This is a genomic window from Aquirufa rosea, from assembly GCF_004118285.1.
Lineage (GTDB): Bacteria > Bacteroidota > Bacteroidia > Cytophagales > Spirosomataceae > Aquirufa > Aquirufa rosea.
The window spans coordinates 18,896-44,298 of record NZ_SDHY01000007.1; the positions used below are offsets into that span (position 1 = coordinate 18,896).

Sequence of the window (25,403 nt, forward strand, 5' to 3'; positions counted from 1 at the left end):
ATAAAATACTTTACCATGAAAAAGTTATTTGCCCTTTGCGCCATGATGGCGTTGTTCCTTGGCCTGAGTACCCAAGCTACTGCACAAGACTTTGATCCACAAGCGATGGTTCAGCGTCAACTTGACCGTATTTCTACGGAATTAAGCCTAAACAAAGATCAGGTTAAAAAACTAGAACCGATCATCACGGCTCGCATGCAAAAAATGATGGAGTTCCGTCAGGCAGGTATGGAGCGTGAGCAAATGATGGCTGAAATGAAGAAAATCAATGATAGCCAATTGGAATCATTGAAAGCCATTTTAACTCCAGAGCAATTGGAGAAATATAAAACGATGCAAAGTCAAATGCGTCAGGGTGGACCTCGAAACTAATCAAGGCTTCATTTCGCCATGAAAACGAAATTATTTTTCTTAATGGGGCTGATTTTCATCAGCCCTATCTTTTTATCTGCTAATCCAGTTCGAGTAGGCATAGCGGGCATGACCCATGACCATGTAGGACAGGCATTGGAAGCTGCAAAAAAAAATACGGATGTGCAAATTGTGGGTTTTGCGGAGAAAAACAAAGACCTCGCCCTGCGATTACTAAAACAATACCAATTACCAGAATCCCTTTGGTTCCCAGATTTAGAAACTCTCATTTCCAAAACTAAACCAGAAGCTATATGTGCTTTTAATAGCATTTATGAACATTTGGAAGTAGTTCAAACTTGTGCCCCCAAGGGAATCCATGTGATGGTAGAAAAACCTTTGGCTGTGAATATGGACCATTTGAAGCAAATGAAAGCTTTGGTCAAAAAACATCCCATCGCCCTACTAACCAATTTTGAAACCACTTGGTACCCTTCTCATGCGAAAATGTGGGACATGTTGAAAGTAGAAAAATCATTGGGAGATTTACGCAAGGTAGTCATCATGGATGGACACAATGGCCCCGTCGAAATTGGTTGTTCCCAAGAATTTTTATCCTGGCTCACTGATCCAAAAATGAATGGCGGTGGAGCATTGATAGATTTTGGGTGCTACGGAGCCAACATCATGACTTGGCTCATGGAAGGCCAAAAGCCTATTTCTGTTACAGCAGTCAGTCAACATTTGAAACCACACATCTATCCTAAAGTAGATGATGAAACCACCATTATTTTAAACTACCCAAGCTGTCAAGCCATCATTCAAGGTTCATGGAATTGGCCATTTGACCGTAAAGACACGGAATTATATGCCAGCAAAGGTATTTTAGTAGCCAATAAATCCAAGCAAATGCGCTATGTTTCCGACGGTCGATATGGTAAAGAAAGTATGATTTCTCTACCCCCATTAGCCCCAGAAAGAGCCAATGTATTTGCCTATTTGGCGGCCGTAGTACAAGGCAAAATAGATCCACAAAAGGATTTATCCTCCTTGCCCATTAATGAAATTGTAGTAGAAATATTATCTGCTGCTACTGAATCTGCAAAAACACACAAAACCATATTTTTACCATAACATGAAAGCAATATTACTCCTTCTATTATTACCCCTATTGGCCCAAGCCCAGAAACCCATGAAAATCAATGGTAAAGACATTGGCATGGTGTCTTATACCTATCGCAACAGTTTCTCCAAAGACATGGCTAAGACCTTGGATACCTTGAAAAATCAAGGCATTACCGACATGGAATTCTCCAGTTTATTCAGTAAAACGGCCCAAGAAATTCGTACTTTGTTGGATGAAAGAGGTATGAAATGTTCATCATTCGGAGTAAGCATGGGAGATGCTCTCAATAAAACCGATCAAGTGGGAGAAAATGCGAAAACGCTAGGTGCTTCCTTTGTCCGTGTAGCCTGGATTCCTCACAATGGACCATTTACCCTAGAATTAGCCCAAAAGACCGTGCAAGAATTTAATCAAATTGGTAAGGCTTTGAAGGAAAAATACAACCTTACTTTTTGCTACCATAACCATGGTTTTGAATTTGAACCTTATGAAAATGGTAATTTGTTTGATTACATCGTTCAAAATACCGACCCTAAATATGTGAGCTTTGAAATGGATATACTTTGGACATTCTTTCCTGGTCAAAATCCAGCTGCCTTACTCAATAAATACGGAAGCCGATTTAAGCTCATGCACCTGAAAGATTTGAAAAAAGGGGTACAAGGAAATATGTCGGGTGGCACTTCTGTAGAAAATGATGTAGCTTTAGGAACTGGACAGTTGAACATTCCAGAAATCATGAAGGCGGCTAAAAAAGCCAAGATTCAACACTATTATTTGGAAGATGAAAGTTCAAGATATCCTGTTCAGACCCGACAAAGCAGAACCTATTTATCGAATTTAAAATAATATGACCCAGCGTTTTCTTTACCTAGTAATCTTACAGATAGCTATTGTTGCACAGGTTGTAGGGCAACAAGCGATTGAAAAGAAAATCCAAACGGATTTGATTTTAGCGGAAGATGGAAGTACCATACAATTAGAAGAAGGTACCTTCCAAATATCGCAAAGTCTGTCGATGGATGGTAAAAAGAACATGATCATTCGGGGTAAAGGAATCGATAAAACCATCCTTTCATTTAAAAATCAGGCAGGAGGTGCGGAAGGGATTAAAATCACCAATTGTGAAAACATCATATTGGAGGACATGACGGTACAAGATTCCAAAGGAGATTTAATCAAAACCATGCATGTCAAAGGGATTACCTTCCGCAGAATCAAAGCCGAATGGACAGGTAAACCCTCGCCTACCAATGGCAGCTATGCCTTGTATCCGGTACTTTGTGAAAATGTCATCATCGATAACTGCACGGCGATCGGAGCATCAGATGCGGGTATTTATGTGGGTCAATCCAAATACATTGAAGTGAAAAATTGTACCGCCTTTCAAAACGTGGCAGGCATTGAGATTGAAAACTCTCAATATGCCGAAGTACATCACAATAAGGCCCATGGCAATACAGGCGGCATATTGGTTTTTGACTTACCTGATTTAGTGCAGAAAAAAGGAGGCCATGTGAAAGTTTACCAGAATGAAGTCATTGAAAACAATTTATCTAATTTTGCCCCCAAGGGAAATATCGTAGCGCGTGTGCCCAAAGGTACGGGGATGCTAGTCTTGGCGACTAGTCAAGTCGAAATTTTCAACAATAAGATTCATCAAAATAGAACCATGGGGGTAGGCATTATTTCTTACCACATGACGGAAAATAAAATTAATGATGCCGAATATGATCCCTACCCTACGGCCATTGAAATTAGAGATAATGATTTCCAAAGAAAGCCCGGTCGAGTACCTGCTCAAGGACGATTTGGACAGATGTATCGCTTTAAATTGAAGTTTGGCAGAAAGGTCCCTAACATCATTTACGATGGTATTTTAGACGCTAAACGCCTAGATTCGAGTGGTGAATATTTCCCTTCTTATCGGATTTGTATCCGCAACAATACCAATCAAAGTTTCGCCAACTTGGATGCGGAACATGATTTCAAAAATGTCAAGCGCGACGTGAGTCTGTATGATTGTCATTTACAAGAATTTAAAACGCTTCGTTAGGCATGAGTAAGTTTGTTCGATTGAGCTTGGTCCTATTCGTATTTTTGAGTTTTGTCAATGCCAGCAGCGTTCAAAAAAATGCTTCTGGCTACGTCATGAAATTGTCAGACTATGGCTTTTTCCTAGGTGATATCAAGGATCAAATCCCGCAGGAGGGTGTGATTCCTTACCAATTAAATGCCCCTTTATTTTCAGATTATGCCCAGAAACTGCGCTTTATTCGTATTCCACAGGGAACACAAGTAGCCTATAATGCTGATTCTGTTTTACAATTTCCTGTAGGCACGGCCATCATCAAGACCTTTTATTATCCCAAAGAAGAAGCCAATCCTACGGCTGGTAGAAGGATTATGGAGACACGGGTGTTGATTCGTCAAGAGAAGTCGTGGGTGGCCCTACCCTACATTTGGGATGAAGCTCAAACCGAAGCCACCTTGGAAGTTGCAGGCGGTTCATCTCCTGTTAGTTGGAAAGACAAACAAGGCATCCTAAAACAAGTGAATTATCAGGTTCCCAACATGAACCAATGCAAAGGCTGTCATGAACGCAGTGGTAAAATGACGCCCATTGGTCCTTCGGCCCGACAATTAAACGGCGATTTTCCCTACACCACCGGCAAACAAAATCAATTGGTTCATTGGGCTCAAGTGGGTGTACTCAGCGGCCTTCCAGATCTGAAAACTATTCCTAGTCTGGTAGATTATAATGATGAAAGTAAGCCATTACAAGATAGGGCCTTGGCCTATTTGGATATTAATTGTGCCCATTGCCACAATCCAACCGGACCAGCGCGGTCTTCGGGCTTATATCTCAACTGGGATTCAAAAGATCAAACAGCCTATGGAATTATGAAAACTCCCGTGGCAGCAGGTAGAGGATCGGGCAATTTGAAATACGATATAGTTCCAGGCAAAGCGAAGGAAAGTATTTTGGCATACCGTATTGATTCCGTTGACCCAGGTGTCATGATGCCCGAATTAGGCCGAAAAATGAAGCATACTGAAGGTATCAAACTCATTCAGGATTGGATAAACTCACTAAAGTAATCACATGAAAAGCCGAATATTACTTCTCCTTTGGCTCCTTGTTTGGGTGGCATACCCAGGCCTAGCGCAAAAAAACAAACAGGTAAAACCCAACATCATCTACATTTTAGCTGATGATTTAGGCTACGGGGATATTTCAATTTACAATCCCAAAGGAGATAAAATTGCCACCCCTTATATAGATCAATTGGCCAAAGAAGGCATGCGATTTCTAGATGCCCATTCGGCCTCAGGAGTTTGTACTCCATCACGTTATGCCATTATGACGGGACAATACCCTTTTCGGAGTAAATTACCCGTAGGAGTTTTGAGGGGATATAGTAGAAGTTTGATTGAAAAAGATCGAGTGACTGTTGCCTCTTTTTTAAAAAGCCAGGGTTACCAAACGGGAGTGGTGGGCAAATGGCATTTGGGCTTGGATTGGGCCGTCAAAGCTGGATTTGAGGGGAATTTAACGCAAGTGAATTATGGTATCCAGGAAGAAATGAAGCCAGAGCATATTGATTTTGACCAAGACCCCCAAGGAGGACCTGCCGCAGTGGGCTTCGATTATTCCTATATTTTACCTGCTTCCTTGGACATGCCACCCTATTGCTATTTGGAAAATCAGCATTTGGTAGAAAAACCAACCGGCTATACAGATGGAAATAAATTGACTTCAGGCTATACAGGTCCTTTTTGGAGAGAAGGAAAAATGGCTCCTAATTTTGACTTCTATGGAGTCATGCCGCGCTTTATCGATAAATCCAAGGAGTTCTTGAGTCGGCAAAAGCCCAACAAACCCTTCTTCTTGTACATCCCTTTCTCGGGACCACATACACCTTGGGTACCTCAAAATCAATTCAAGGGAAGTTCAAAAGCTGGTGAATATGGTGATTTTGTTCAACAGGTGGATGCATCCGTGGGTCAACTCATGAAAACTTTGGATAGCCTAGGTTTAAAAGAAAATACCATCGTCATCTTCACAAGTGATAATGGCCCATATTGGCGAGAAAATTTTGTCAAAGAATTTCAGCATCAAGCCGCTGGAGAATGGAGGGGAATGAAAGGAGATGCATTCGAGGCAGGACATCGGGTACCATTTATTGTTCGCTGGCCGAAGAAAGTAAAAGCAAAAAGCACATCCAATGCTTTAATTTCCCAGACAAGCTTATTGGCCACCTGCCAACAAATCTTAGGTCAAGAAACCAGTAAAAACGACAGTTATAGCATTTATCCTTTGTTGACACAAAAAAGTCAAAGCATCCCTGAGCAAGAAGCATTAATTTTCACCACATCCATAGGGTATTTGGTTGTCCGTCAGGGCGATTGGAAATGGGTAGATGGTTTGGGATCTGGTGGATTTACTGATCCTAGAAATGTGAAAGCTAGCAATCACATCACTGGGCAATTATTTAACCTGAAAATAGACCCTAATGAATCTGAAAATCTATTTGAAAAATATCCTGATAAGGTCAGGGAGATGAAGGAGCTGTTGGAGAGAATGAAGCATGTAGAATGAAGTTGGGTTCCAGGAAAACTAGCTCCTAAAAAAATCTTCATTCTACATTCTACATTAAACCTCCTTATTTCCCCAATACGATATTCACAATTCGCTTAGGTACCACAATAATCTTACTTGGTGTTTGACCATCCAATACCTTTTGAACCTGCATATTGGCTAATACACCAACTTCTACTTCAGCTGGAGTAGCCGTCGCCGAGAAAGATAAAGTCAACTTCACTTTACCATTGAAAGAGATGGGGTAATTAAATTCATCTTCTACCAAATAGGCAGGATTAAATACTGGGAAAGCTGCCGTGGAAATACTTCCTGCCTCCTCGCCCAAAGCTACCCAAAGCTCTTCCGCCATGTGTGGTGCATAAGGAGAAAGTAAAATAACTAAATCCTTCAAAATGGCTTTTTTATGGCATTTCAATTGTGTCAAATCATTCACACAAATCATTAATGTAGAAACTACTGTATTGAAAGAATAACGCTCTAAATCCTCTTGAACTTTACGAATGGCCGTATGTAAAACTTTCAATTCCTCTGGTTTAGCAGGACTGTCTTCCAATTTCACTTTTTGGCTAGTTTCATCAAAGAACAAACGCCAAACCTTGCGCAAAAAATTATGAGAACCTGAAATACTGTTGGTATTCCATGGTTTAAACTGCTCCAATGGACCCAAGAACATTTCATACACGCGCAAAGTATCTGCACCAAATTTGGCAATCAAATCATCCGGATTGACCACATTGTACTTGGATTTGGACATTTTTTCTACTTCCCATCCGCACAGGTATTTACCATCTTCTAACACAAATACAGCATCTTCTGGCACATCGTTTCGTGATGATTTAAATGCCTCCAAGTTTAAAATATCATTCTCAACAATGTTTACATCTACATGCAGGGCCGCAACATCGTATTGATCCTTTAATCCATGAGAGACAAATGTGGCAGGACTAACATTTTTCACCCGGTAAACAAAGTTGGAACGACCTTGAATCATTCCTTGATTAATCAATTTTTTGGCAAATTCCTCTTCCTGCACATAGCCTAAATCTTTCAAGAATTTATTCCAAAAACGAGAATACAACAAGTGTCCTGTCGCATGCTCAGAGCCTCCAATGTATAAATCTACCGCCTTCCAATAGTCGACCGCTTCTTTGGAAGCAAATTCCTGCTCGTTTTGCGCATCCATATAACGGTACCAGTACCAAGAGGAACCTGCCCAACCTGGCATGGTTGACCATTCATAATCGTATTTTCCTTGGTATTTCCAAGCATCAGCCGCACGACCTAATGGTGGCTCACCTGTTTCTGTAGGTAGATATTTATCTATTTTAGGGAGCTCTAAAGGCAATTCGCTTTCCTCAATTAAATAAGGTAACAGCTCTCCTTTGGAATTCGGCTTGAAATATACTGGTACGGGTTCTCCCCAATATCGTTGACGAGAGAATACTGCATTGCGCATGCGATACTGTATTTTAGCCTTACCGATACCCCTTTCCTCCAACCAAGTCGTTAGGATAGAAACCGCTTCTTTATAAGTCTTTCCATTAATCAACTCGGAATTGATATAATGTCCCTCCTTGGTTGCATCAGCCTGCTTATCAATATCTTTTTGGGCATCCAAAATCGGAATAATAGGAAGATTAAAATGCTTGGCAAAGTTCCAATCGCGCTGATCACCCGAAGGCACACCCATCACCGCTCCGGTACCATAACCCGCCAATACATAATCTGCTAAGTAAATAGGCACACGCACACCATTGAATGGATTGATAACATAGGAGCCAGTAAATACACCACTCACTTGCTTCACTTCCGACATGCGATCCAGCTCTGAGCGGGATTTAGCCCAAGTCACATAAGCATCTACCGCTTCTTGTTGATCTGGTGTTGTCAACTCTCCTACCCATTCATGTTCTGGTGCCAATACCATAAAGGAAACCCCATAAATGGTATCCACACGAGTAGTAAATACTTTGATTTTTTTATGTGCCAAAGCAGGATTATCGATCTCAAAATCTACTTCCGCACCTATGGATTTACCTATCCAATTTCGTTGTTGCTCCTTCAATGAATCTGACCAATCCACCTCATCCAATCCACGTAATAGTCGGTCAGCATAGGCAGTAATGCGCATGGACCATTGACGCATTTTCTTTTGCTCTACAGGAAATCCACCTCGTTCAGACACCCCATCTTTAACCTCATCATTCGCCAAAACAGTACCCAAAGCTGGACACCAGTTCACCACAGAATCATCCAAAAATGCTAAGCGGAAAGATAATAAGTAGGCATATTTTTCTTCCTCTGAATAAGATTGCCATTCCAAGGCTGAAATACGCTTAACTTCCTCATCACAAACAGCCTGTAGTCCAATAGAACCCGATTGATTCAAGATTTCTATCAAAGTCTCGATAGGTTCTGCTTTATCCGAAACCTGGTTGTACCAGGAATTAAACAATTGCATGAATATCCACTGAGTCCACTTATAATAGGCTGGATCAGAAGTTCTTACCTCTCGCGTCCAGTCAAAAGAAAAACCCATATTTTTCAATTGCTCAATGTAGCGATTGATATTTTGTTCCGTAGTAATGGCTGGGTGCTGGCCCGTTTGTATGGCATACTGCTCAGCAGGCAATCCAAACGAATCAAATCCCATAGGGTGCAAGACCTCAAAACCTTGCAAACGCTTATAGCGTGAGATGATGTCAGAAGCGATATAACCTAGTGGATGACCTACGTGCAAGCCCGCCCCAGAAGGATAAGGAAACATGTCTAGGACATAATATTTAGGCTTGTTCGGATTTATTTGGGCCTTGAAGGTATGATTAGCCTCCCAAAAAGACTGCCACTGCTTTTCAATCTCTCGGAACTGATACTCTGTACGCATATTTTATAAGCATTTTAAAAAAGGAATGCAAATTACGGCTTTTTTATGAAAAAATATTTACTCTACTTTGTTGGTAGATTAGATGAAGTCTACTATTTTTGTAGGCATATTACCTTAGAGTAAGTTTATATGTCTTCAAATACTCCCTCGAGTCCAGAAACCAATAGAAAATTCCCCAGCATCTTTCATGCGGTACAAACCATTTGGAAAAGGGAAAGAAGTATCACGGAAGTGATAATTCACATCAGCAATGCCTTGGCCTTGATGATAGTGGGACATTTACTGTTTACTTACCTGACCATTGAAAAAATCCAAGCAGGCTTCTCGGCAGTTAATTCGGAAATTCTCTATTATGTTTTGGGTGGTTTTATTGCCCAAATGATTGATGGTGCCCTAGGCATGGCATATGGCGTAACGGCTACCACCTTTTTACTATCGGTAGGGATTTCTCCTGCTGCGGCCTCTGCCAGTGTACATGCATCGGAGGTATTTACCTCTGGAGTTTCAGGCTATATGCACTTGAAATTTGGCAATGTCAATTCCAAACTGTTTAAAACCTTAGTCATCCCAGGAATCATTGGCGCTATTTTAGGAGCTTATGTGTTATCTAGTCTAGAGAATTATGCGGGTTACATCAAACCGATTGTTTCCATTTATACCCTTTTCTTAGGAGCCATCATCATTAAAAAGGCTTTGATTAAAAGACAGGAAAAGCGCCAATTGAAAAAAGTGGGACTTTTAGCTCTTTTGGGGGGATACTTGGACTCGATTGGTGGAGGTGGCTGGGGACCCATTGTTTCCTCGACCTTAATTGCCTCGGGTAGACATCCCAAATACACCATTGGTAGTGTAAATTTAACCGAGTTTTTTGTATCTCTAGCTTCTTCTTTGACCTTCTTTACAGTAATTGGATTAGGTTACTGGCAGGTAATCATTGGCCTTATTTTAGGAGGTGTCATTGCTGCCCCAATAGCTGCACGTTTAGCGAATAAACTTCCTGTTAAAACGATGATGATTTTGGTGGGAATGGTGATTATCATCGTCAGTCTACGTCAGATTATTATGGGTGCTGACAAATTCTTTTAATCTATTAGCAATCGCTTTATCTTCATTTGCCCTGCCTTTGATTGCCATCGGATGAACAAACTTCCTTGATAATTAACAGGCGGTTGAATCTGAAGCATTTCTTTGGCTTGAATGTTTCTGGATGCAGACATAAGCTTTCCTTGCATATCCACTAAACTAATTTCACCGGCTTCCTCCGTCATAACATACCATGGTCCTTTGCTAGGATTAGGCCAAACTTGTAAACCTTCCACATCTAAAGCATTCAATCTGGACGATTGATGAATATTTTCCAACAATTGTACTCCACCTGCGCCCAAGCCCAAACTTAGGTCTAGCCTTCCATCACCATTCCAATCAGCAGCATGTGGCCATACCCTCTCCCCATAATTGGCAGTCCAGGTAAATGCTGGACTCATGGTTGAACTTTTACCATCATGGGAATAGGAAACCAACATCGCTTTACCTTGTCGATCAAATACGACACATTCCCATTGACCATCTCCATCCACATCCAAAAAACTTAAGCTCTTGGGTACATAATCAATATCCCTACTCAAATTAGCCCAATTGACATTTTCTATTTGAAGACTCAGGTCTTTAGAGTATTGATAAGAACGAACCTTACCCGACTTCTCGACAATCAACAAATCCAACCTTCCATCTTGGTTCCAATCTACCCATAGTGGAATTTCACTAGCTTGTAAGGGAGGTACTGAAATTTCTTGCCATTGTTGCTCAGCACTTAAGCGCGAAACTTTGGTCCCTAGAAATGTCTGATAACTGACAATCAGCTCTTTTTTGCCATCTCCATCCCAATCCAGCACTTGAGGAATCAATTCAGTTGCTTGAATTTTCACACTGAAATCTGCCCAATCTTTAGTTTTTAATTGCAAAGTGGGTTGCTGGGCGCTCCCCACATTTTCATACAAAGTCAAGCTAGCTCGAACTCCCAAAGCCCCCCGAATGCCTGCATTTCCAATCAATAAATCCAAATCCCCATCTCCATCGAAATCCCACCAAACTGGAGCTGCATTTTCTCCTACATCCAGCATTTGATCTTGCAAATAGGCAGAAGTCTGTAAAAGCCAGGCATCTCCTTCCTTTTTGTAATAAGCCAATGATTGTTGATAATCTTGGGTAAACAGGACATTATCATAGGTATTACTGGATACCAAAACATCCAACTTCCCATCCAAGTTCACATCCGTGGTAAAGGCAGAGGCAAAAGCCCCTACTTGAACTGGATTAGCAGTGGGGAATTTATAATTCAATTGAGAAAACCGCGGTCGGCCAGGACTACCTGTATTGATCAAATGAATCAAATTCTGACAAGTCACATGACCAAATAAAAGATCAAAAGTTCCATTGGCATTGGGCAATAAGGCCAAGCTGTTTCCTGAGTGTAAGACTTTATTGGGACCTTTCACCTGAAAAGGCACATAGCTAGAGCTACATGATGTACCCAATAATACATCCTCACAGTCATTGTGAATAAAATCACCCCAACAATCTACTGTTTTCCTAAATTGAATTTGTCCAGAACCCGGCAATGCCACATTTTCATGAAACTCCACATAATGTCCTGCTGGCTCAAAAGCCAAAACATCCACATCTCCATCCCCATCGATATCTCCAATGGCCGGAATATCCGCTGCGGCCACGTATAAATTAATTTTTCCCGAAAATCCCTCGGAAAAGACGGGATCAGCTATTATTCGAAAGCTCAGTTTGTCCACCGAGGTGTTTTGGTAAATTTTCATACCCGCAGGGGCAGAACAAAACAAATCCTTTTTCCCATCACGGTTATAATCCACCAAATGAAACCAGTTCTCTATTTTAGGAAATTGTGATTCATATTCAGGAGCATAGATATTCCCCGATGTTCCATCTGATTTCTTTTGACGTAAAAAGGTACTCAGCTTTTGGGTACTTCGATCAAAAACCACCCAATCCTCTATTCCGTCTAAGTTTAAATCCATACTGCCAACTTGCACTGAATTAAAACCTCCTGCCCATGGATTTGATAAAATACTTTGGTTTGACTTTACAGGAATGGATGAATTTACTTTCCAAGAGGGAACCTGTGCGATAATTTCTGAGCTTAGAAATCCAAAAAATAAGAATAGTAAAAATTTCATTCGATATTTGTAGTCCAATAGCCCTTTTATTTTTGCAAATGATGAAGACCTCTAATGTAACACTTTTAGAAAGATTTTTACAAAGCACGGGTATATCTACCGACACACGTAAGATAGTTCTGGGGAATCTTTTCTTTGCATTAAAAGGTCCTAATTTCAATGCCAATTCCTTGGCAGAGGAGGCACTAGCTAAAGGTGCAGCCTACGCCGTCATTGACGATGAGGCTTACGCCCACATACCTAAAACTCTTCTGGTGGAAGATGGTTTGAAAGCCTTGCAGGATTTAGCCAGGCTGTACCGACAAAGCTTACAGATACCGATTATAGGCTTGACTGGATCCAATGGCAAAACGACAACTAAAGAATTATTATTTTCCGTCTTGTCGCAAAAATTTCACTGCTTTGCGACTAGTGGGAATTTAAACAACCACATTGGTGTACCACTTTCCATTTTATCCATCCAAGCCCAGCACGAAATAGCCGTGATTGAAATGGGGGCTAATAAACAGGGGGATATAAAAGAATTAGTAGAGATAGCCTTACCCACCCATGGATTAATCACCAATATCGGGAAAGCTCATTTAGAGGGTTTTGGAGGAATCGAAGGTATCAAGAAAGGAAAAGGAGAGCTATTCGACTTCCTATCCCATCATCAGGGAACAGTTTTTTTACCTAAAGATAAAAATGTGGTACATGAGATGCATGCAGCTAGGAAATTCTTGCATACGGTCATAGCCAATGAAGCTTTATATACCGAATTGGTAGAAGCTAAGCCGACTGTCGTTTATCGCACCCAGTTAGGAGAAGAAGTGAAATCTCATTTGCCAGGTATTTACAATTTTGAAAACATTCAGATGGCTTTGGCCGTAGGTAAGTATTTTGGATTATCTGATGAACAATGTCATGAGGGAATCAGGTCATATGTACCCAATAATCATCGTTCCCAATTTATCCATATCGGAAGTAATCAGGTGCTGATGGATGCATACAATGCCAATCCTTCCTCCATGGCTGCAGCTATTCAGCATTTTGCTGAGACTGAAAACAATCCAAAAATTGTGATATTGGGAGATATGTTTGAATTGGGAGATGCTTCGGCGGAGGAACATGCTTCCTTGGGTGCTTTGATTGCTCAACTGGGTTTTGAAAAAGTGCTGTTAGTGGGCAAACACATGCAGCATGCACTAGCACATTTACCTAGAGCCTTTTATTTCCCGGATAAATTTGGCCTTCACGTTTGGCTGCAAGATCATCCTATTCGAGATAGTTATTTATTAGTAAAAGGTTCCAGGGGGATTTCCTTGGAAAGTGTACTTCCATTTTTGGAATAGACCATAAGGGCACAAGGCCGATCCATATTTGGATGATTTATCCTTACAGAATTAATCCTTTCAAATTCAAAGTTTTTGTGCATTTGGACGTACAAATCATTTAAAAAAAGACATTTTCTCTTTAGCCAAAAAAGAACTAATTTTGCACTTTATTTAGAAATTCAATTCAACAACATACACAATGGCATCACATTCAGGTACCTATGTACCATTTAAAGTTAAAGACATTGCATTGGCCGACTGGGGTCGTAAAGAAATTCAATTAGCAGAAGCCGAAATGCCTGGCTTAATGGCATTACGTGCAGAGTTTGGTAAAGCCCAACCCTTGAAAGGAGCGCGCATTGCAGGTTGTTTGCACATGACGATTCAAACAGCCGTTTTGATTGAAACATTAACGGCTTTAGGAGCAGAGGTAACTTGGTCTTCATGTAATATTTTCTCCACACAGGATCACGCAGCAGCGGCCATCGCAGCAGCAGGAATCCCAGTTTATGCTTGGAAAGGTATGAACGAGGAAGAGTTCAACTGGTGTATAGAACAAACATTATTTTTTGGGGAAGAAAGACAACCATTAAATATGATTTTGGATGATGGTGGAGACTTAACCAACATGGTATTTGATGAGTATCCAGAGTTAATTCCAGGTATCAAAGGTCTTTCTGAAGAAACTACCACGGGAGTTCACCGCCTATATGAGCGCATGAAAAATGGCACTTTGTTCTTGCCAGCTATCAACGTGAACGATTCGGTAACTAAATCGAAGTTTGACAACAAATATGGTTGTAAAGAGTCTTTGGTAGATGCGATTCGTCGTGCTACCGACTTAATGTTAGCCGGTAAAGTAGCCGTAGTCGCAGGATATGGTGATGTAGGAAAAGGTAGTGCAGAATCATTGCGTGGAGCAGGCTGCCGCGTTTTGGTTACTGAAATAGACCCAATTTGTGCTTTACAAGCAGCCATGGATGGCTATGAAGTAGTCACGATGGATGAGGCTGCTACCCGAGCAAACATCTTTGTAACGGCAACAGGAAATGTAAAAATCATCCGTGACCGTCATTTCAAAGCCATGAAAGACAAGGCGATTGTATGTAACATTGGACACTTCGACAATGAAATAGACATGGCTTGGTTGAACGAAAACTACGGTTCAACGAAAAACCAAATCAAGCCTCAAGTGGATATGTACACCATCGATGGGAAAAACATTATCGTATTGGCAGAAGGCCGTTTAGTGAACTTAGGGTGCGCTATGGGTCACCCATCCTTCGTGATGTCGAACTCATTCTGTAATCAAACTTTAGCTCAGTTGGAGCTTTGGGCTAATTCAGCGAATTATGAGAACAAAGTATACATCCTTCCAAAGCATTTGGATGAGAAAGTAGCCTTCTTACACTTAGCGCACATTGGTGCTAAATTAGAGAAATTAGAAAAAGATCAGGCGGAATACATTGGTGTACCACAAAATGGTCCATTCAAGCCAGAGCATTACCGTTACTAGTCTTTTTTAGACAAAATGACCAAGCCATCTTCGAAAGAGGATGGCTTTTTTATGCCTTGAGCTTCATAAAGGAACGGCTTTCAACCCATGTATATTTATTCATGAAAAGAATTTTCTTTAGGTTTTAAATAAAGGCGTAATTTTAAATTCAAATTCATGAATCAATCATTTTGATGAACCATACACTTTATTTACAATTCCGAAATTTATTCAATTTTCAGAGGTATGCATGGCTAATAGTCTTTTTGGTTAGCTCAAACATGCTCTTATCCCAAAAAACGTTCACTCATGCCGATAGCTTGAGAGGGAGTTTAAGGCCTGCTCGTACCTCCTACGATGTATGGCATTATGATTTGAAAGTCAAGGTAGACCCGGAAAAAACGTACATCACGGGCTCCAATACCATTCAATTCCTAGTAAAAGAAAAAACTAGTCAAATACAGGTTGACTTATTCCAAAACTTGGCCATCGACCAAATACTTTTTGAAAACAAAGCCTTGAAGTACCATCGCGATGGAAATGCCATTTTTATTGATTTTCCGAGGGTTTTATCAGTTAAACAAAAACATCAAGTTCAAATATCCTACCAAGGTCAACCGCGGAAAGCCGTCAGGCCACCTTGGGATGGCGGTTTCTCCTGGACTAAAGACCCATCGGGTAAGCCATGGATAACTGTTTCCTGTGAAGGTCTGGGAGCCTCAGTATGGTGGCCATGTAAAGATCATCCGGGTGATGAACCTGAGTCCATGGATATTAGGATTGAAGCACCCAAAGGACTTATGGCTGTTTCCAATGGCAATTTGATTAGCTCTACACCTACCACCTTTGGTACAGAATACCATTGGAAAGTGCAGTACCCCATTAATACGTACAATGTCTCCATCAACATTGCTGACTATGCACATTGGTCTGAAAAAATGGTCCAATTGAACGGAAAGCCCTTGGATTTGGATTTTTATGTATTGAAAAATAACGAGGAAGTAGCAAAAAAACATTTTCAGCAGAGTCAGGAAATGCTACGAATTTTTGAAAAATACTTTGGCCCCTACCCTTTTCCTAAAGATGGTTATGCTTTGGTAGAGACGGATTATTGGGGTATGGAGCATCAAAGTGCTGTGGCTTATGGCAACCATTACAAAAACAATGCTTTTGGTTTTGATTTCATCATCGTGCATGAGTCGGCCCATGAGTGGTTCGGCAATTCCATTTCTTGTACTGACCATGCCGACCTCTGGATTCATGAGGCCTTGGGTACTTATGCGGAAGCTATTTATTTGGAGGAGAAGTCGGGTAAGGAAGCAGCACAATTGTATTTGAATGGGCAAAAAAACAATATCCGTAACCGCTTCCCCATTATTGGACCTTATGGCGTAAACTATCAAAGTCCAGACTCTGATATGTATTTTAAGGGGACATGGATGTTCCATACCTTGCGCTCCATCGTGGCAGACGATAAACTTTGGTTTAGCACCATCAAAGACTTTTGTTTGAGTTTTTACCATAAAAATACCAATGCCGAGGAAGTGTTGAATTTCTTTGAAAAGAAGCTCAAAAGAAATGTGAAGGCCATCATGAGTTTTTACTTGAACCATGCTGAAATCCCAACCTTAGTGTATCAATTAAGAGAGGTCAATGGAGGATATAACCTTCGCTACAAATGGAAAAATGTACCAGGAGACATAGACCTACCCATTGAAATTAAGCATGATCAAGGGCTTGGGGAACGTATACATCCAACAGACACCTGGCAGCAAATAAGGTTGACCGAGGCACCTCAATGGGACTTTGAACATTTTTTATTCCAAGTAGAAAAGCAGAATTAATCAGAAAATTCTGAACAAAAACCGCTATTTTTGCACTTGAAATTTAATAGCATCTTATGAAATTTGGCGTAGTAGTATTCCCTGGTTCTAATTGTGACGATGATACCGTTGGGGTTATTGAAAGTTTAGGTCATCAAGCCGTTAAACTTTGGCATAAAGAAACCAGTCTTGAAAATTCTGATTTCATTATTCTACCTGGTGGTTTCTCATATGGAGATTATTTACGTTCAGGTGCTATTGCCCGTTTTTCACCCATCATGGATAATGTGATTAAACATGCACAAGAGGGGGGATATTTGATGGGTATTTGCAATGGATTTCAGGTATTGGTGGAGGCGCATTTATTGCCTGGAGTTTTATTGAGAAACAATTCCCAAAAATTCATTTCCAAGAATGTTTATTTAAAAGCTGCTACCAATCAGTCCCTGATCACACAATCTTTGGACTTAAACAAAGCTTATAAAATCCCAATTGCACATGCAGAAGGAAGGTATTTCGCAGATGAAAAGACATTAGACGAATTAAAATCCAATGACCAGATTTTATTTTATTACTGCGATGAAAACGGCCAGATAAACGATGCTTCCAACCCAAATGGCAGTTTGTTCAACATCGCTGGTATTTGCAATGCAGGTCGTAATGTGATCGGTATGATGCCTCACCCAGAACGCGCTGCGGATCCAGATTTATCTAATACTGATGGTTTGGAAATTTTGAAGCAATTGGTGCTTTAGATTATAAATTATAGATTATAAAAGTTAAAAGCCCTGAAATTCAGGGCTTTTAACTTTTATAATGAAGAGAAGAATATACTTCAAACCAAAATTATTTATAATTCATAATTTACAATTCATTCAAATCCCTATCTCAAATCATTCACCTCTACCCCAGGATATTGTTTCTTATCAAAAGTGAAGAATTTATCATCCAAGGATTTAGATTCGATTTTAAGCACTTTAAAGTTTTGTTTCTTACCTGCTTTGTTGATAATAGTCCATTCTTTCACGGCATGATCCGCCTTATTGATTTTAATGCTTATCTTCTGCATTTGGGAATTCTTGGAGTTGGGTACCAATTCTACCGTGGCAGTTGAGCCTTCCTCCCCAGCCAAATTAATCTTATACGCTTTTTTGTCGAACGAATAAATCTTTGCCGGATTCAAATCATTTTCAGCAGGATCAAAGGCAGAAACGTTAACCTCATTGATTTCCTTGATATAAGTGGCTACTTCCTTCCCATTATTGAATATCTCCTGTCCAGCGGTCTTTAATCGAAACTTAGTTCCTTTGACCGAAATAGATCCATTCATAGGAGCCGCTCCTTCCGTCGCATAACTGAAACTAGCAGCAAAGGATGACATAGCTTTGTATTTCTTTTGCATCGCATCAATGTATCCTACTGCTTTAGCAGATTGTGCATAAATAAATGTATTACAACATACTAAGGCAATAATGGCTATAATTTTCTTCATGGTTTTATGATAAATTTTTCAAAATCTCTTCTAATTCTGTTTCACTCTTTACTAATACATCTCGAGCCTTGGATCCTCCAAAAGAACCTACAATTCCGGCCGCCTCTAACTGATCTATTAATCTTCCAGCCCGATTATATCCTAATTTTAATTTACGCTGAATTAAGGACGTAGATCCCTGCTGATGCATCACCACTAATCGGGCTGCTTCATCAAAAAAGGAATCACGATTACTCAAATCCAGATCTCCACGCTCCTGTCCACCCGTCTCCTCCGAATCTGGCTCTGGCAGTAAGTACGCCGATGCATATCCTTGCTGATTGCCAATAAATTCACATATTTCCTCCACCTCTGGTGTATCCACAAAAGCACATTGTAAACGAATCACCTCAGAACCTAGGGACAATAACATGTCTCCTTGACCCACCAACTGATCCGCTCCTCCCGCATCTAAAATAGTTCGAGAGTCAATCTTCGACATAACTTTGAAAGACAATCGAGCTGGGAAGTTTGCTTTAATAGTACCCGTAATGACATTCACAGATGGTCTTTGCGTTGCCACCACCAAGTGAATACCAATAGCACGTGCTAATTGAGCCAATCGGGCAATTGGGTGTTCAACCTCTTTACCAGCAGTCAACATCAAATCGGCCAACTCGTCAATCACCAAGACAATGTAGGGCATGAAATCGTGCTCATTGGGATTCAAACGACGATTAATGAATTTTTGATTGTACTCTTTGATATTTCTACAACCCGCGTCTTTCAACTTATCATAACGCAAATCCATTTCCTTACACAAGGAATTCAACGTATTCACCACCTTTTTGGTGTCTGTAATAATCGCCTCCTCTGAGTCTGGCAAACAAGCTAAAAAGTGCCTTTCCAACTTATTGAACAAAGATAACTCGACCTTCTTCGGATCTACCAAAACAAACTTTAAAGTAGCTGGATGCTTTTTATAAATCAATGAAGTCAGGAGCATATTGAGACCTACCGACTTCCCTTGACCCGTAGCACCAGCCATCAACAAGTGTGGCATCTTGGCTAAATCTGCTACAAAAATCTCATTAGAGATGGTTTTGCCTAAAGTAACCGGTAAATCAAAGTTAGACTTTTGGAATTTCTCCGAACCTATCACCGCCCTAACTGGCACCATCTCCCGATTCTTATTCGCTACCTCAATACCTATGGTATTTTTACCTGGCATTTGACCAATAATACGAACTCCCATAGCCGCAAGGGAAAGCGATAAATCATCCTCAAGGGAAGTAATTTTACTTACTCGGACTCCAGCCTTTGGAACAATTTCATATAAAGTTACCGTTGGACCAATGGTCGCTTCAATCTTAGAAATACCAATGCCGTAATATTGAAGCGTCTCAACAATCTTCTCTTTATTTTCCTTCAACTCATCCATGGTCACTTGAGTTGTTTGATTTTTTACATCATACTCCTTCAATAAATCCAAGGTTGGGTATTGGTATTTAGGTAAATCGGCCGTTGGGTCATACAATCCAAATTGAGCTACCAAATCATTCGCCTTCGTTTCAGTAGTAGTCTCCTCTTGCTCATCCACTGGGGCATTAGGCTCTACCTCTGCCACTTTATAGGTAAAGGTCAAATCGTCTTCTACCGGAGCTTCAGGTATCTCATGATTCGATAGCTCCTCATCTATGTCAATTTCTTCAGTAGCGACGCTCGACTTCAAAGGTGGCACGATGGGCCTAAACTCCTCTAAATCATCATTATCCACATGAATACTTGGTTCCTCATCAAATAAATCTTCCTCAAACAAAGCATCCTCAGCAGCAGCTGTGGCTCCTTCCACTGGCGCTTCTGTACCAGGAAGCACTTCCTTTACAGCCTGAACCTTTGGTTTAGGATTTAATTGATAGAATAAAATAATGAAAACTAAGCCTACGAATAGGATGACAAAAATTGACATGTAGCCAATCAACTGATGTAGCTTTTCATTCAGAAAATAACCAACGCCACCACCTAAAGAATGAGGTAAATCTAACTGATAGGATAGAAATCCTAAAACTAAACTTCCCCAAATCACATAAAAAAGCACCTGCCAGGACAGTCGGTCCACCGAATAAATTTCCTTTCTAAAACCCACTTTTAAGGCAGACAATAAAAATAGAGGAACTAATAAAACGGATGACCATCCAAATGTCCTAAACAAAAAGAAATGGGCGATTTTGGCGCCTAAAAGTCCTGCCAAATTTTTAACAGGTATATCTGATCCGTCAATCACTTCCAAGGCGTTTCGCTCTACTTCACTTTGATCCGCTACACCTACAAAAAAACTAGAAGCAAATGATATCAGTAATAACAAACCCGTTAAAACTAAAAAAAGAGCCAAGATTAAACGAATTCTAGCTGTCAATTCTCCTCTCTTAACAGACTCTTTGTGGCTATCTTTTTCAAAGTTCAGTTGTAGAGTATTGCTAGGACTAGTAATCTTTTTGGCCATAGAGGTGTGGAATGATTGCTTTACGTAAATTTCGCTTTTTTGATTCGATTTACAAAATCATTTTTATAGTCCTGAATGAATGATCCTTTGATTGATTTCCTTAATCAAACCAGGGCCTTCATAGATGAAACCCGTATATACCTGAACCAAACTAGCGCCGGCCTTGAGCTTGTCCAATGCATCCTCTGCCGAGTGTATTCCTCCTACTCCAATGATGGGTATTTTCCCGTCGGAATGTTGATGTAAATAAGCAATTACCTCCGTAGAACGCTGGGTCAATGGCTTTCCACTTAAACCTCCTGCTTCTTGTTTCAAACTCTCGATGGAACTCAACCCTTCCCTTGAAAGTGTAGTATTGGTGGCAATGATACCTGCCAAATGTGTCTCCTGAACGATTTCCAATACATCGTCTAATTGCTCATTGGTCAAATCGGGTGCAATTTTCAACAATATTGGCTTAGGTATGGACTTGGCAGCATTCAAATCCTGCAAGCGACTCAGTAATTTTTTCAGAGGTTCTTTCTCCTGCAAATCACGCAAATTGGGAGTATTGGGAGAACTTACATTAACCACAAAGTAATCCACCACATCAAATAGCGCCTCAAAACCCAAGCAATAATCCTCCTCCGCTAACTCATTGGGGGTAAGTTTGTTCTTTCCTAAATTCCCTCCGATAATCACCTTTGAAGTACGTCGCTGCAATCGAGCTTTCATCGCTTCCAATCCTTCATTATTAAAACCCATACGGTTGATTAATGCATGATCTGCTGGCAAACGAAATAGCCTGGGTTTCGGATTACCATCCTGTGGCTTGGGTGTAACTGTCCCCACTTCTATGAATCCAAAACCCAGATTAGCCAATTCATCCACCATGGAGGCATTTTTATCAAAGCCTGCTGCTAGACCTACTGGATTGGGAAATTGAATACCAAATACGGTCCTCGACAAACGAGGATCTTCCACCTGATACCAAGAGCGAACCAAGGATTTGACACCAGGAATCTTCATCAAAAAACGTAAGCTGTCGGCTACCCAATAGTGAGCTTTTTCCGGGCTCATTAAAAACAACAGAGGTTTAAGGATGTATTGGTATAGCATAGAAGAAGAATTTCAGGCAAAAATACAAAAATTGAACTAGATAGCGGAATGCATTTGGGCTTTAATCCCAATTTGATTTTTGTTACAATTTTCAGCTTGGGACGATGCATACTTCCAAAAAAAACTTAAATTTAATATCATTCCCACAATCAAGCATTTAAAATCAAATAGCCTATGTTAAGTCGTGTAGCCAATTCCATTTACTGGATGAATCGATATATAGAGAGGGCAGACAATTACGCTCGCTTTATTTCAGTCAATTTCAACCTTGCGCTGGACCTTCCTCCCAATGTTCCAGAACAATGGGAGCCTCTCATAGTGGCTACTGCCGACCACTTTAATTTCTTTGAACATTATTCGGAGGCCAATCGAGAGAACGTATTGCACTACATGACTTTTGATATTAAAAATCCAAATTCCATCATTTCTTGCCTCTATTGTGCTCGGGAAAATGCCCGAACCATTCGTGAAAGTATTTCCAAAGAGATGTGGGAATATGTCAACCAAATTTATTGGAAGGTCAAAGACAAAGTAGAAGGAAGTAAAAATTGGGAAATTTCTCGCTATCAAGGCTTTCTGGAAGAAATCAAATCTGGTAGCCAATTGTTTTATGGTATTGTGGACTCAACCATTACGCGAGGAGAGGCTTGGCACTTCGGACAGTTGGGTAAACTATTAGAAAGGGCAGACAAAACCACTCGATTTCTAGACGTTAAATACTTCACCTTACTTCCCGATGTCAATGAAATAGGTTCTCCCTTAGACCTATTGCTTTGGTCTGCCGTATTAAAATCAGTCTCAGCCTATAATATGTTCCGTCAGCAATACAAGGTGGTGAACCCAACTCATATCGTTGAATTTTTGATTTTGGATAAAAACTTTCCAAGGTCCGTTGTGCATTGCCTGAAAGAAGCTCAAGCATCCCTATACGCTATTTCAGGCACATCTTCTGAAAATGGATTCTCCAATTTGGCCGAGAAAAAACTATCCAAACTGCTCTCAGAGGTAGAATTCACAGAAATAGATGATATTCTCAGTACAGGTTTACATCAATACCTAGATAATTTTCAAATTAGAAATAATCAGGTAGGTGAAGCCATATTCAATACCTATTTCGACCTAAAACCAGTTAGCTAAGCCCAGGCTTGATTTAAAATTTGTATTTTTGCGCACATTTTTGATTTGCATCTCATGACATTTTGCCTAGGAATAAAAGTGAAAGAAGGCTTGGTGGCCATCGCTGATACCCGGATAACAGCTGGAAACGAAGTTTATTCCAATAAGAAAATATCCATCCACGAAGTTCAAAATCATAGTCTTTTCATCATGACTGCGGGATTGCGCTCCGTACGTGATAAAGCTGTAACCTATTTTAACCAAGCTATTGAAAAAGAGGAAGCCAATTATGATTTTATGTTTGAAGCAGCTACGGCCTTTGGCAATATGCTAAAGAAAGTAGCAGCAGAGGACCGAGATAACTTGGAAAAAGAAGGATACCATTTCAACTTACATGCATTAGTTGGCGGACAAATGTCCAAAGACCCTGAACATAAATTGTTCTTAATTTTCCCAGAAGGCAATTGGATTGAAATAAATGAAGGATTAAAATATCAAATCATTGGTAATTCGAATTACGGTAAACCTCTACTAAATCGAAACTTGACGGCAGAAACTTCCTTAAAAGATGCACTCAAAATGGGCTTTCTATCCTTTGACGCTACTCAAGTTAGTTCAAATGACGTGGATTATCCCATTGACGTGGTTGTTTATGAAAAGAACAGCTTTCATGCCAAAGAGATCAGACTGACGAAAGCAGATATGCAAAATATTTCAGATGATTGGAATCTAGCCTTACGCAAATCATTGGAGGGAATCGATGAAAAATGGATGGAAAGTCTTATATCGCTTAATTCTTCCGAGGCATGATCGCACATATACTGCATCGCTTGTCATACCAATACAGTGATTTTGTCACGCTGGATCCGCACACTTTGTACTTGCATCCTAGAAAGAGTTCCATGTTGACAATCAATTCCTTCAGCTTGGAAATTCAGCCTTGGCCTGTGCAGATTTCGAAGAATTTGGACCCTGAGGGAAACATTCAAAATATCCTGTTTTTCAAAGAACCTACTCGGCATTTGGACATTTACATGGAAGCGGTAGTGGAAACCACAGAATTTAATCCGTTCGATTTTGTCTATTTCCCATTTGAAAGTCAAAAACTTCCCCTACAATATACTCCTAGCTACCAGAGAACCTTAAGTCCTTATTTATCTCAAGAAACTGTTCACCCTACTATTTATACTTTTGCCCAGCAATTGGCACAAGAAGCCCAGTCAGACACCCCCACTTTTTTAGCCTCCTTAAATGAATTCATTTTCCAAAATTTCGAATATGAAATCCGTGAAGAAGGGGCGCCTCACAGTCCTGAAATTACCCTTTCGCAAAGAAAAGGTTCTTGCAGAGATTATGCTGTACTTTTTGCGGCAATCTGTCGAGCCATGGGCTTAGCTACGCGCTTTGTATCAGGTTATTACATTGGACCAGCTCCCGTAGATATGCCCAATCAAACGCACCATTTGCATGCTTGGGTGGAAGTTTATTTACCGGGAGGTGGTTGGCGTGGCTATGACCCTACCCAGCATGAGGTAGTATCTGGGAATCACATACCTTTGGCGGCTTCTTGCTTACCTGAGGAAATCACACCAGTTTATGGCACATACCGCGGTATTGCCTTGTCAAATTTGAGCACGGATGTGAAAATTGAGCGAATTTAACCTACCAATAATTGGGCTAATAAATAATCAGCTATGAGCACTGCGATACAGGAATTTGTTACGGCAGCTGTGCTAGCCTTTCCCACCTCATAAGCTCCTCCTTTGGTATAAAAACCTTGAAAAGAGGCAATAGAAGCAATTAAAAAGGCAAAGACCACCGATTTCACGAGGGCAAAGAACATATAATTCCCTTTAAACTGAAATTGGATTCCATGAATGTACTCTTGCGGTGAGATAGCACCTGTTAGCCAACCTGCAATGTAACCGCCATAAATACCTAGGAAACATGCTAAGGTTACCAACATCGGAAAGGTGATGATGGAAGCCAAAATTTTAGGCAATACCAAATAGGATTGAGAATTTATTCCCATCACTTCCAAAGCATCAATCTGCTCCGTGATACGCATGGTACCTAATTGTCCTGCTATACTCGAACCCACTTTACCACTCAATACCACACAGGTAATGGTAGGTCCTAACTCCAACAGTGTGGAATCACGAACAATCAAACTAATGATATACTGCGGTACAAAAGGATTATCCATGTTGGCTGCCGTTTGTACGCAAGTCACTGCCCCCAAGAAGGAGGCCACGATGGTCACAATCAACAAAGAATTGATACCAATATCCATGCACTCCTGAAAAACCAAGGACACATATACCCTAAATTTCTCAGGATTTGTAAAAAGCTTACCTAGGAAGATTAAATATTTACCTAATTTTGACATGCGTAGGAATGATGGTGCGCAA

20 protein-coding genes are annotated in these 25,403 nt (G+C 40.5%); 14 read left to right on the plus strand and 6 right to left on the minus strand.

The window, feature by feature from the left end:
* Positions 1-15: 15 nt before the first annotated feature.
* Genes ESB04_RS10785 through ESB04_RS10810 form a run of 6 tightly spaced genes read left to right on the plus strand, consistent with a single transcriptional unit; the run spans position 16 to position 6,080 of the window.
* Positions 16-372, plus strand: coding sequence for a hypothetical protein (locus tag ESB04_RS10785; protein WP_129027760.1), 357 nt, complete (start codon positions 16-18; stop codon positions 370-372).
* A gap of 18 nt (positions 373-390) precedes the next feature.
* On the plus strand, positions 391-1,485 hold the full coding sequence (locus ESB04_RS10790) for a Gfo/Idh/MocA family protein (protein ID WP_129027761.1): 1,095 nt from the start codon (positions 391-393) through the stop codon (positions 1,483-1,485).
* Position 1,486: 1 nt separating this feature from the next.
* Positions 1,487-2,326, plus strand: coding sequence for a sugar phosphate isomerase/epimerase family protein (locus tag ESB04_RS10795; RefSeq protein ID WP_129027762.1), 840 nt, complete (start codon positions 1,487-1,489; stop codon positions 2,324-2,326).
* A gap of 1 nt (position 2,327) precedes the next feature.
* Positions 2,328-3,533: a parallel beta-helix domain-containing protein gene (locus tag ESB04_RS10800; RefSeq protein ID WP_129027763.1), complete on the plus strand. Its 1,206-nt coding sequence runs from the start codon at positions 2,328-2,330 to the stop codon at positions 3,531-3,533.
* Between the two features lie 2 nt (positions 3,534-3,535).
* Positions 3,536-4,579 (plus strand): SO2930 family diheme c-type cytochrome, encoded by a 1,044-nt coding sequence (locus ESB04_RS10805; protein ID WP_129027764.1) that lies wholly within the window; start codon positions 3,536-3,538, stop codon positions 4,577-4,579.
* A gap of 4 nt (positions 4,580-4,583) precedes the next feature.
* Positions 4,584-6,080, plus strand: a complete 1,497-nt coding sequence (locus tag ESB04_RS10810; protein ID WP_129027765.1) for a sulfatase family protein — start codon at positions 4,584-4,586, stop codon at positions 6,078-6,080.
* 64 nt (positions 6,081-6,144) lie between these two features.
* On the opposite strand, the gene leuS is transcribed toward ESB04_RS10810, so the two are convergent.
* Complete coding sequence (leuS, locus tag ESB04_RS10815) at positions 6,145-8,967, minus strand: leucine--tRNA ligase (protein ID WP_129027766.1); 2,823 nt, start codon at positions 8,965-8,967, stop codon at positions 6,145-6,147.
* A gap of 129 nt (positions 8,968-9,096) precedes the next feature.
* Here leuS and ESB04_RS10820 point away from each other — a divergent pair, with 129 nt between their 5' ends.
* Positions 9,097-10,053, plus strand: coding sequence for a sulfite exporter TauE/SafE family protein (locus tag ESB04_RS10820; RefSeq protein WP_129027767.1), 957 nt, complete (start codon positions 9,097-9,099; stop codon positions 10,051-10,053).
* On the opposite strand, the gene ESB04_RS10825 is transcribed toward ESB04_RS10820, so the two are convergent.
* Complete coding sequence (locus ESB04_RS10825; protein ID WP_129027768.1) at positions 10,050-12,173, minus strand: FG-GAP repeat domain-containing protein; 2,124 nt, start codon at positions 12,171-12,173, stop codon at positions 10,050-10,052. The two genes, ESB04_RS10820 and ESB04_RS10825, sit on opposite strands and share 4 nt — an antisense overlap.
* 38 nt (positions 12,174-12,211) lie before the next feature.
* Between ESB04_RS10825 and ESB04_RS10830 the strand changes: the two genes are divergently transcribed.
* The 4 genes from ESB04_RS10830 to purQ all read left to right on the plus strand — a co-directional run bounded on the left by ESB04_RS10830 (position 12,212) and on the right by purQ (position 17,559).
* Positions 12,212-13,504 carry a UDP-N-acetylmuramoyl-tripeptide--D-alanyl-D-alanine ligase gene (locus tag ESB04_RS10830; RefSeq protein WP_317127035.1) on the plus strand — a complete coding sequence of 431 codons (1,293 nt, stop codon included), beginning with the start codon at positions 12,212-12,214 and terminating at the stop codon, positions 13,502-13,504.
* A gap of 181 nt (positions 13,505-13,685) precedes the next feature.
* Positions 13,686-15,002 carry an adenosylhomocysteinase gene (gene ahcY, locus ESB04_RS10835; protein ID WP_129027769.1) on the plus strand — a complete coding sequence of 439 codons (1,317 nt, stop codon included), beginning with the start codon at positions 13,686-13,688 and terminating at the stop codon, positions 15,000-15,002.
* 260 nt (positions 15,003-15,262) lie between these two features.
* Positions 15,263-16,825, plus strand: a complete 1,563-nt coding sequence (locus ESB04_RS10840; protein ID WP_164969649.1) for a M1 family metallopeptidase — start codon at positions 15,263-15,265, stop codon at positions 16,823-16,825.
* A 56-nt stretch (positions 16,826-16,881) separates the two neighbouring features.
* Positions 16,882-17,559 carry a phosphoribosylformylglycinamidine synthase I gene (gene purQ / locus ESB04_RS10845; RefSeq protein WP_129027771.1) on the plus strand — a complete coding sequence of 226 codons (678 nt, stop codon included), beginning with the start codon at positions 16,882-16,884 and terminating at the stop codon, positions 17,557-17,559.
* A gap of 128 nt (positions 17,560-17,687) precedes the next feature.
* Here the strand turns inward: purQ and ESB04_RS10850 are convergent, their stop codons facing one another.
* From ESB04_RS10850 to ESB04_RS10860, 3 genes are all read right to left on the minus strand, one after another.
* The gene (locus ESB04_RS10850) at positions 17,688-18,296 is read right to left on the minus strand and encodes a LolA family protein (protein ID WP_129027772.1); all 609 of its coding nucleotides are present in this window, start codon (positions 18,294-18,296) and stop codon (positions 17,688-17,690) included.
* Between the two features lie 4 nt (positions 18,297-18,300).
* A complete protein-coding gene (locus ESB04_RS10855) occupies positions 18,301-20,778 on the minus strand; it encodes an FtsK/SpoIIIE family DNA translocase (protein WP_129027773.1) in 2,478 nt (825 codons plus the stop codon).
* A gap of 63 nt (positions 20,779-20,841) precedes the next feature.
* Positions 20,842-21,876 carry a quinone-dependent dihydroorotate dehydrogenase gene (locus tag ESB04_RS10860; protein WP_129027774.1) on the minus strand — a complete coding sequence of 345 codons (1,035 nt, stop codon included), beginning with the start codon at positions 21,874-21,876 and terminating at the stop codon, positions 20,842-20,844.
* Positions 21,877-22,050: 174 nt separating this feature from the next.
* On the opposite strand from ESB04_RS10860, the gene ESB04_RS10865 reads away from it, so the two are divergent.
* The 3 genes from ESB04_RS10865 to ESB04_RS10875 are packed head-to-tail and all read left to right on the plus strand — an operon-like array spanning position 22,051 to position 24,653.
* On the plus strand, positions 22,051-23,013 hold the full coding sequence (locus ESB04_RS10865) for an alpha-E domain-containing protein (RefSeq protein WP_129027775.1): 963 nt from the start codon (positions 22,051-22,053) through the stop codon (positions 23,011-23,013).
* Positions 23,014-23,067: 54 nt separating this feature from the next.
* Positions 23,068-23,802, plus strand: a complete 735-nt coding sequence (locus tag ESB04_RS10870; RefSeq protein WP_129027776.1) for a peptidase — start codon at positions 23,068-23,070, stop codon at positions 23,800-23,802.
* Complete coding sequence (locus tag ESB04_RS10875) at positions 23,799-24,653, plus strand: transglutaminase family protein (protein WP_129027777.1); 855 nt, start codon at positions 23,799-23,801, stop codon at positions 24,651-24,653. Before ESB04_RS10870 ends, ESB04_RS10875 begins: the two co-directional genes overlap by 4 nt.
* On the opposite strand, the gene ESB04_RS10880 is transcribed toward ESB04_RS10875, so the two are convergent.
* Positions 24,650-25,381, minus strand: coding sequence for an MlaE family ABC transporter permease (locus ESB04_RS10880; protein WP_129027778.1), 732 nt, complete (start codon positions 25,379-25,381; stop codon positions 24,650-24,652). The genes ESB04_RS10875 and ESB04_RS10880 overlap by 4 nt on opposite strands.
* Positions 25,382-25,403 lie beyond the last annotated feature (22 nt).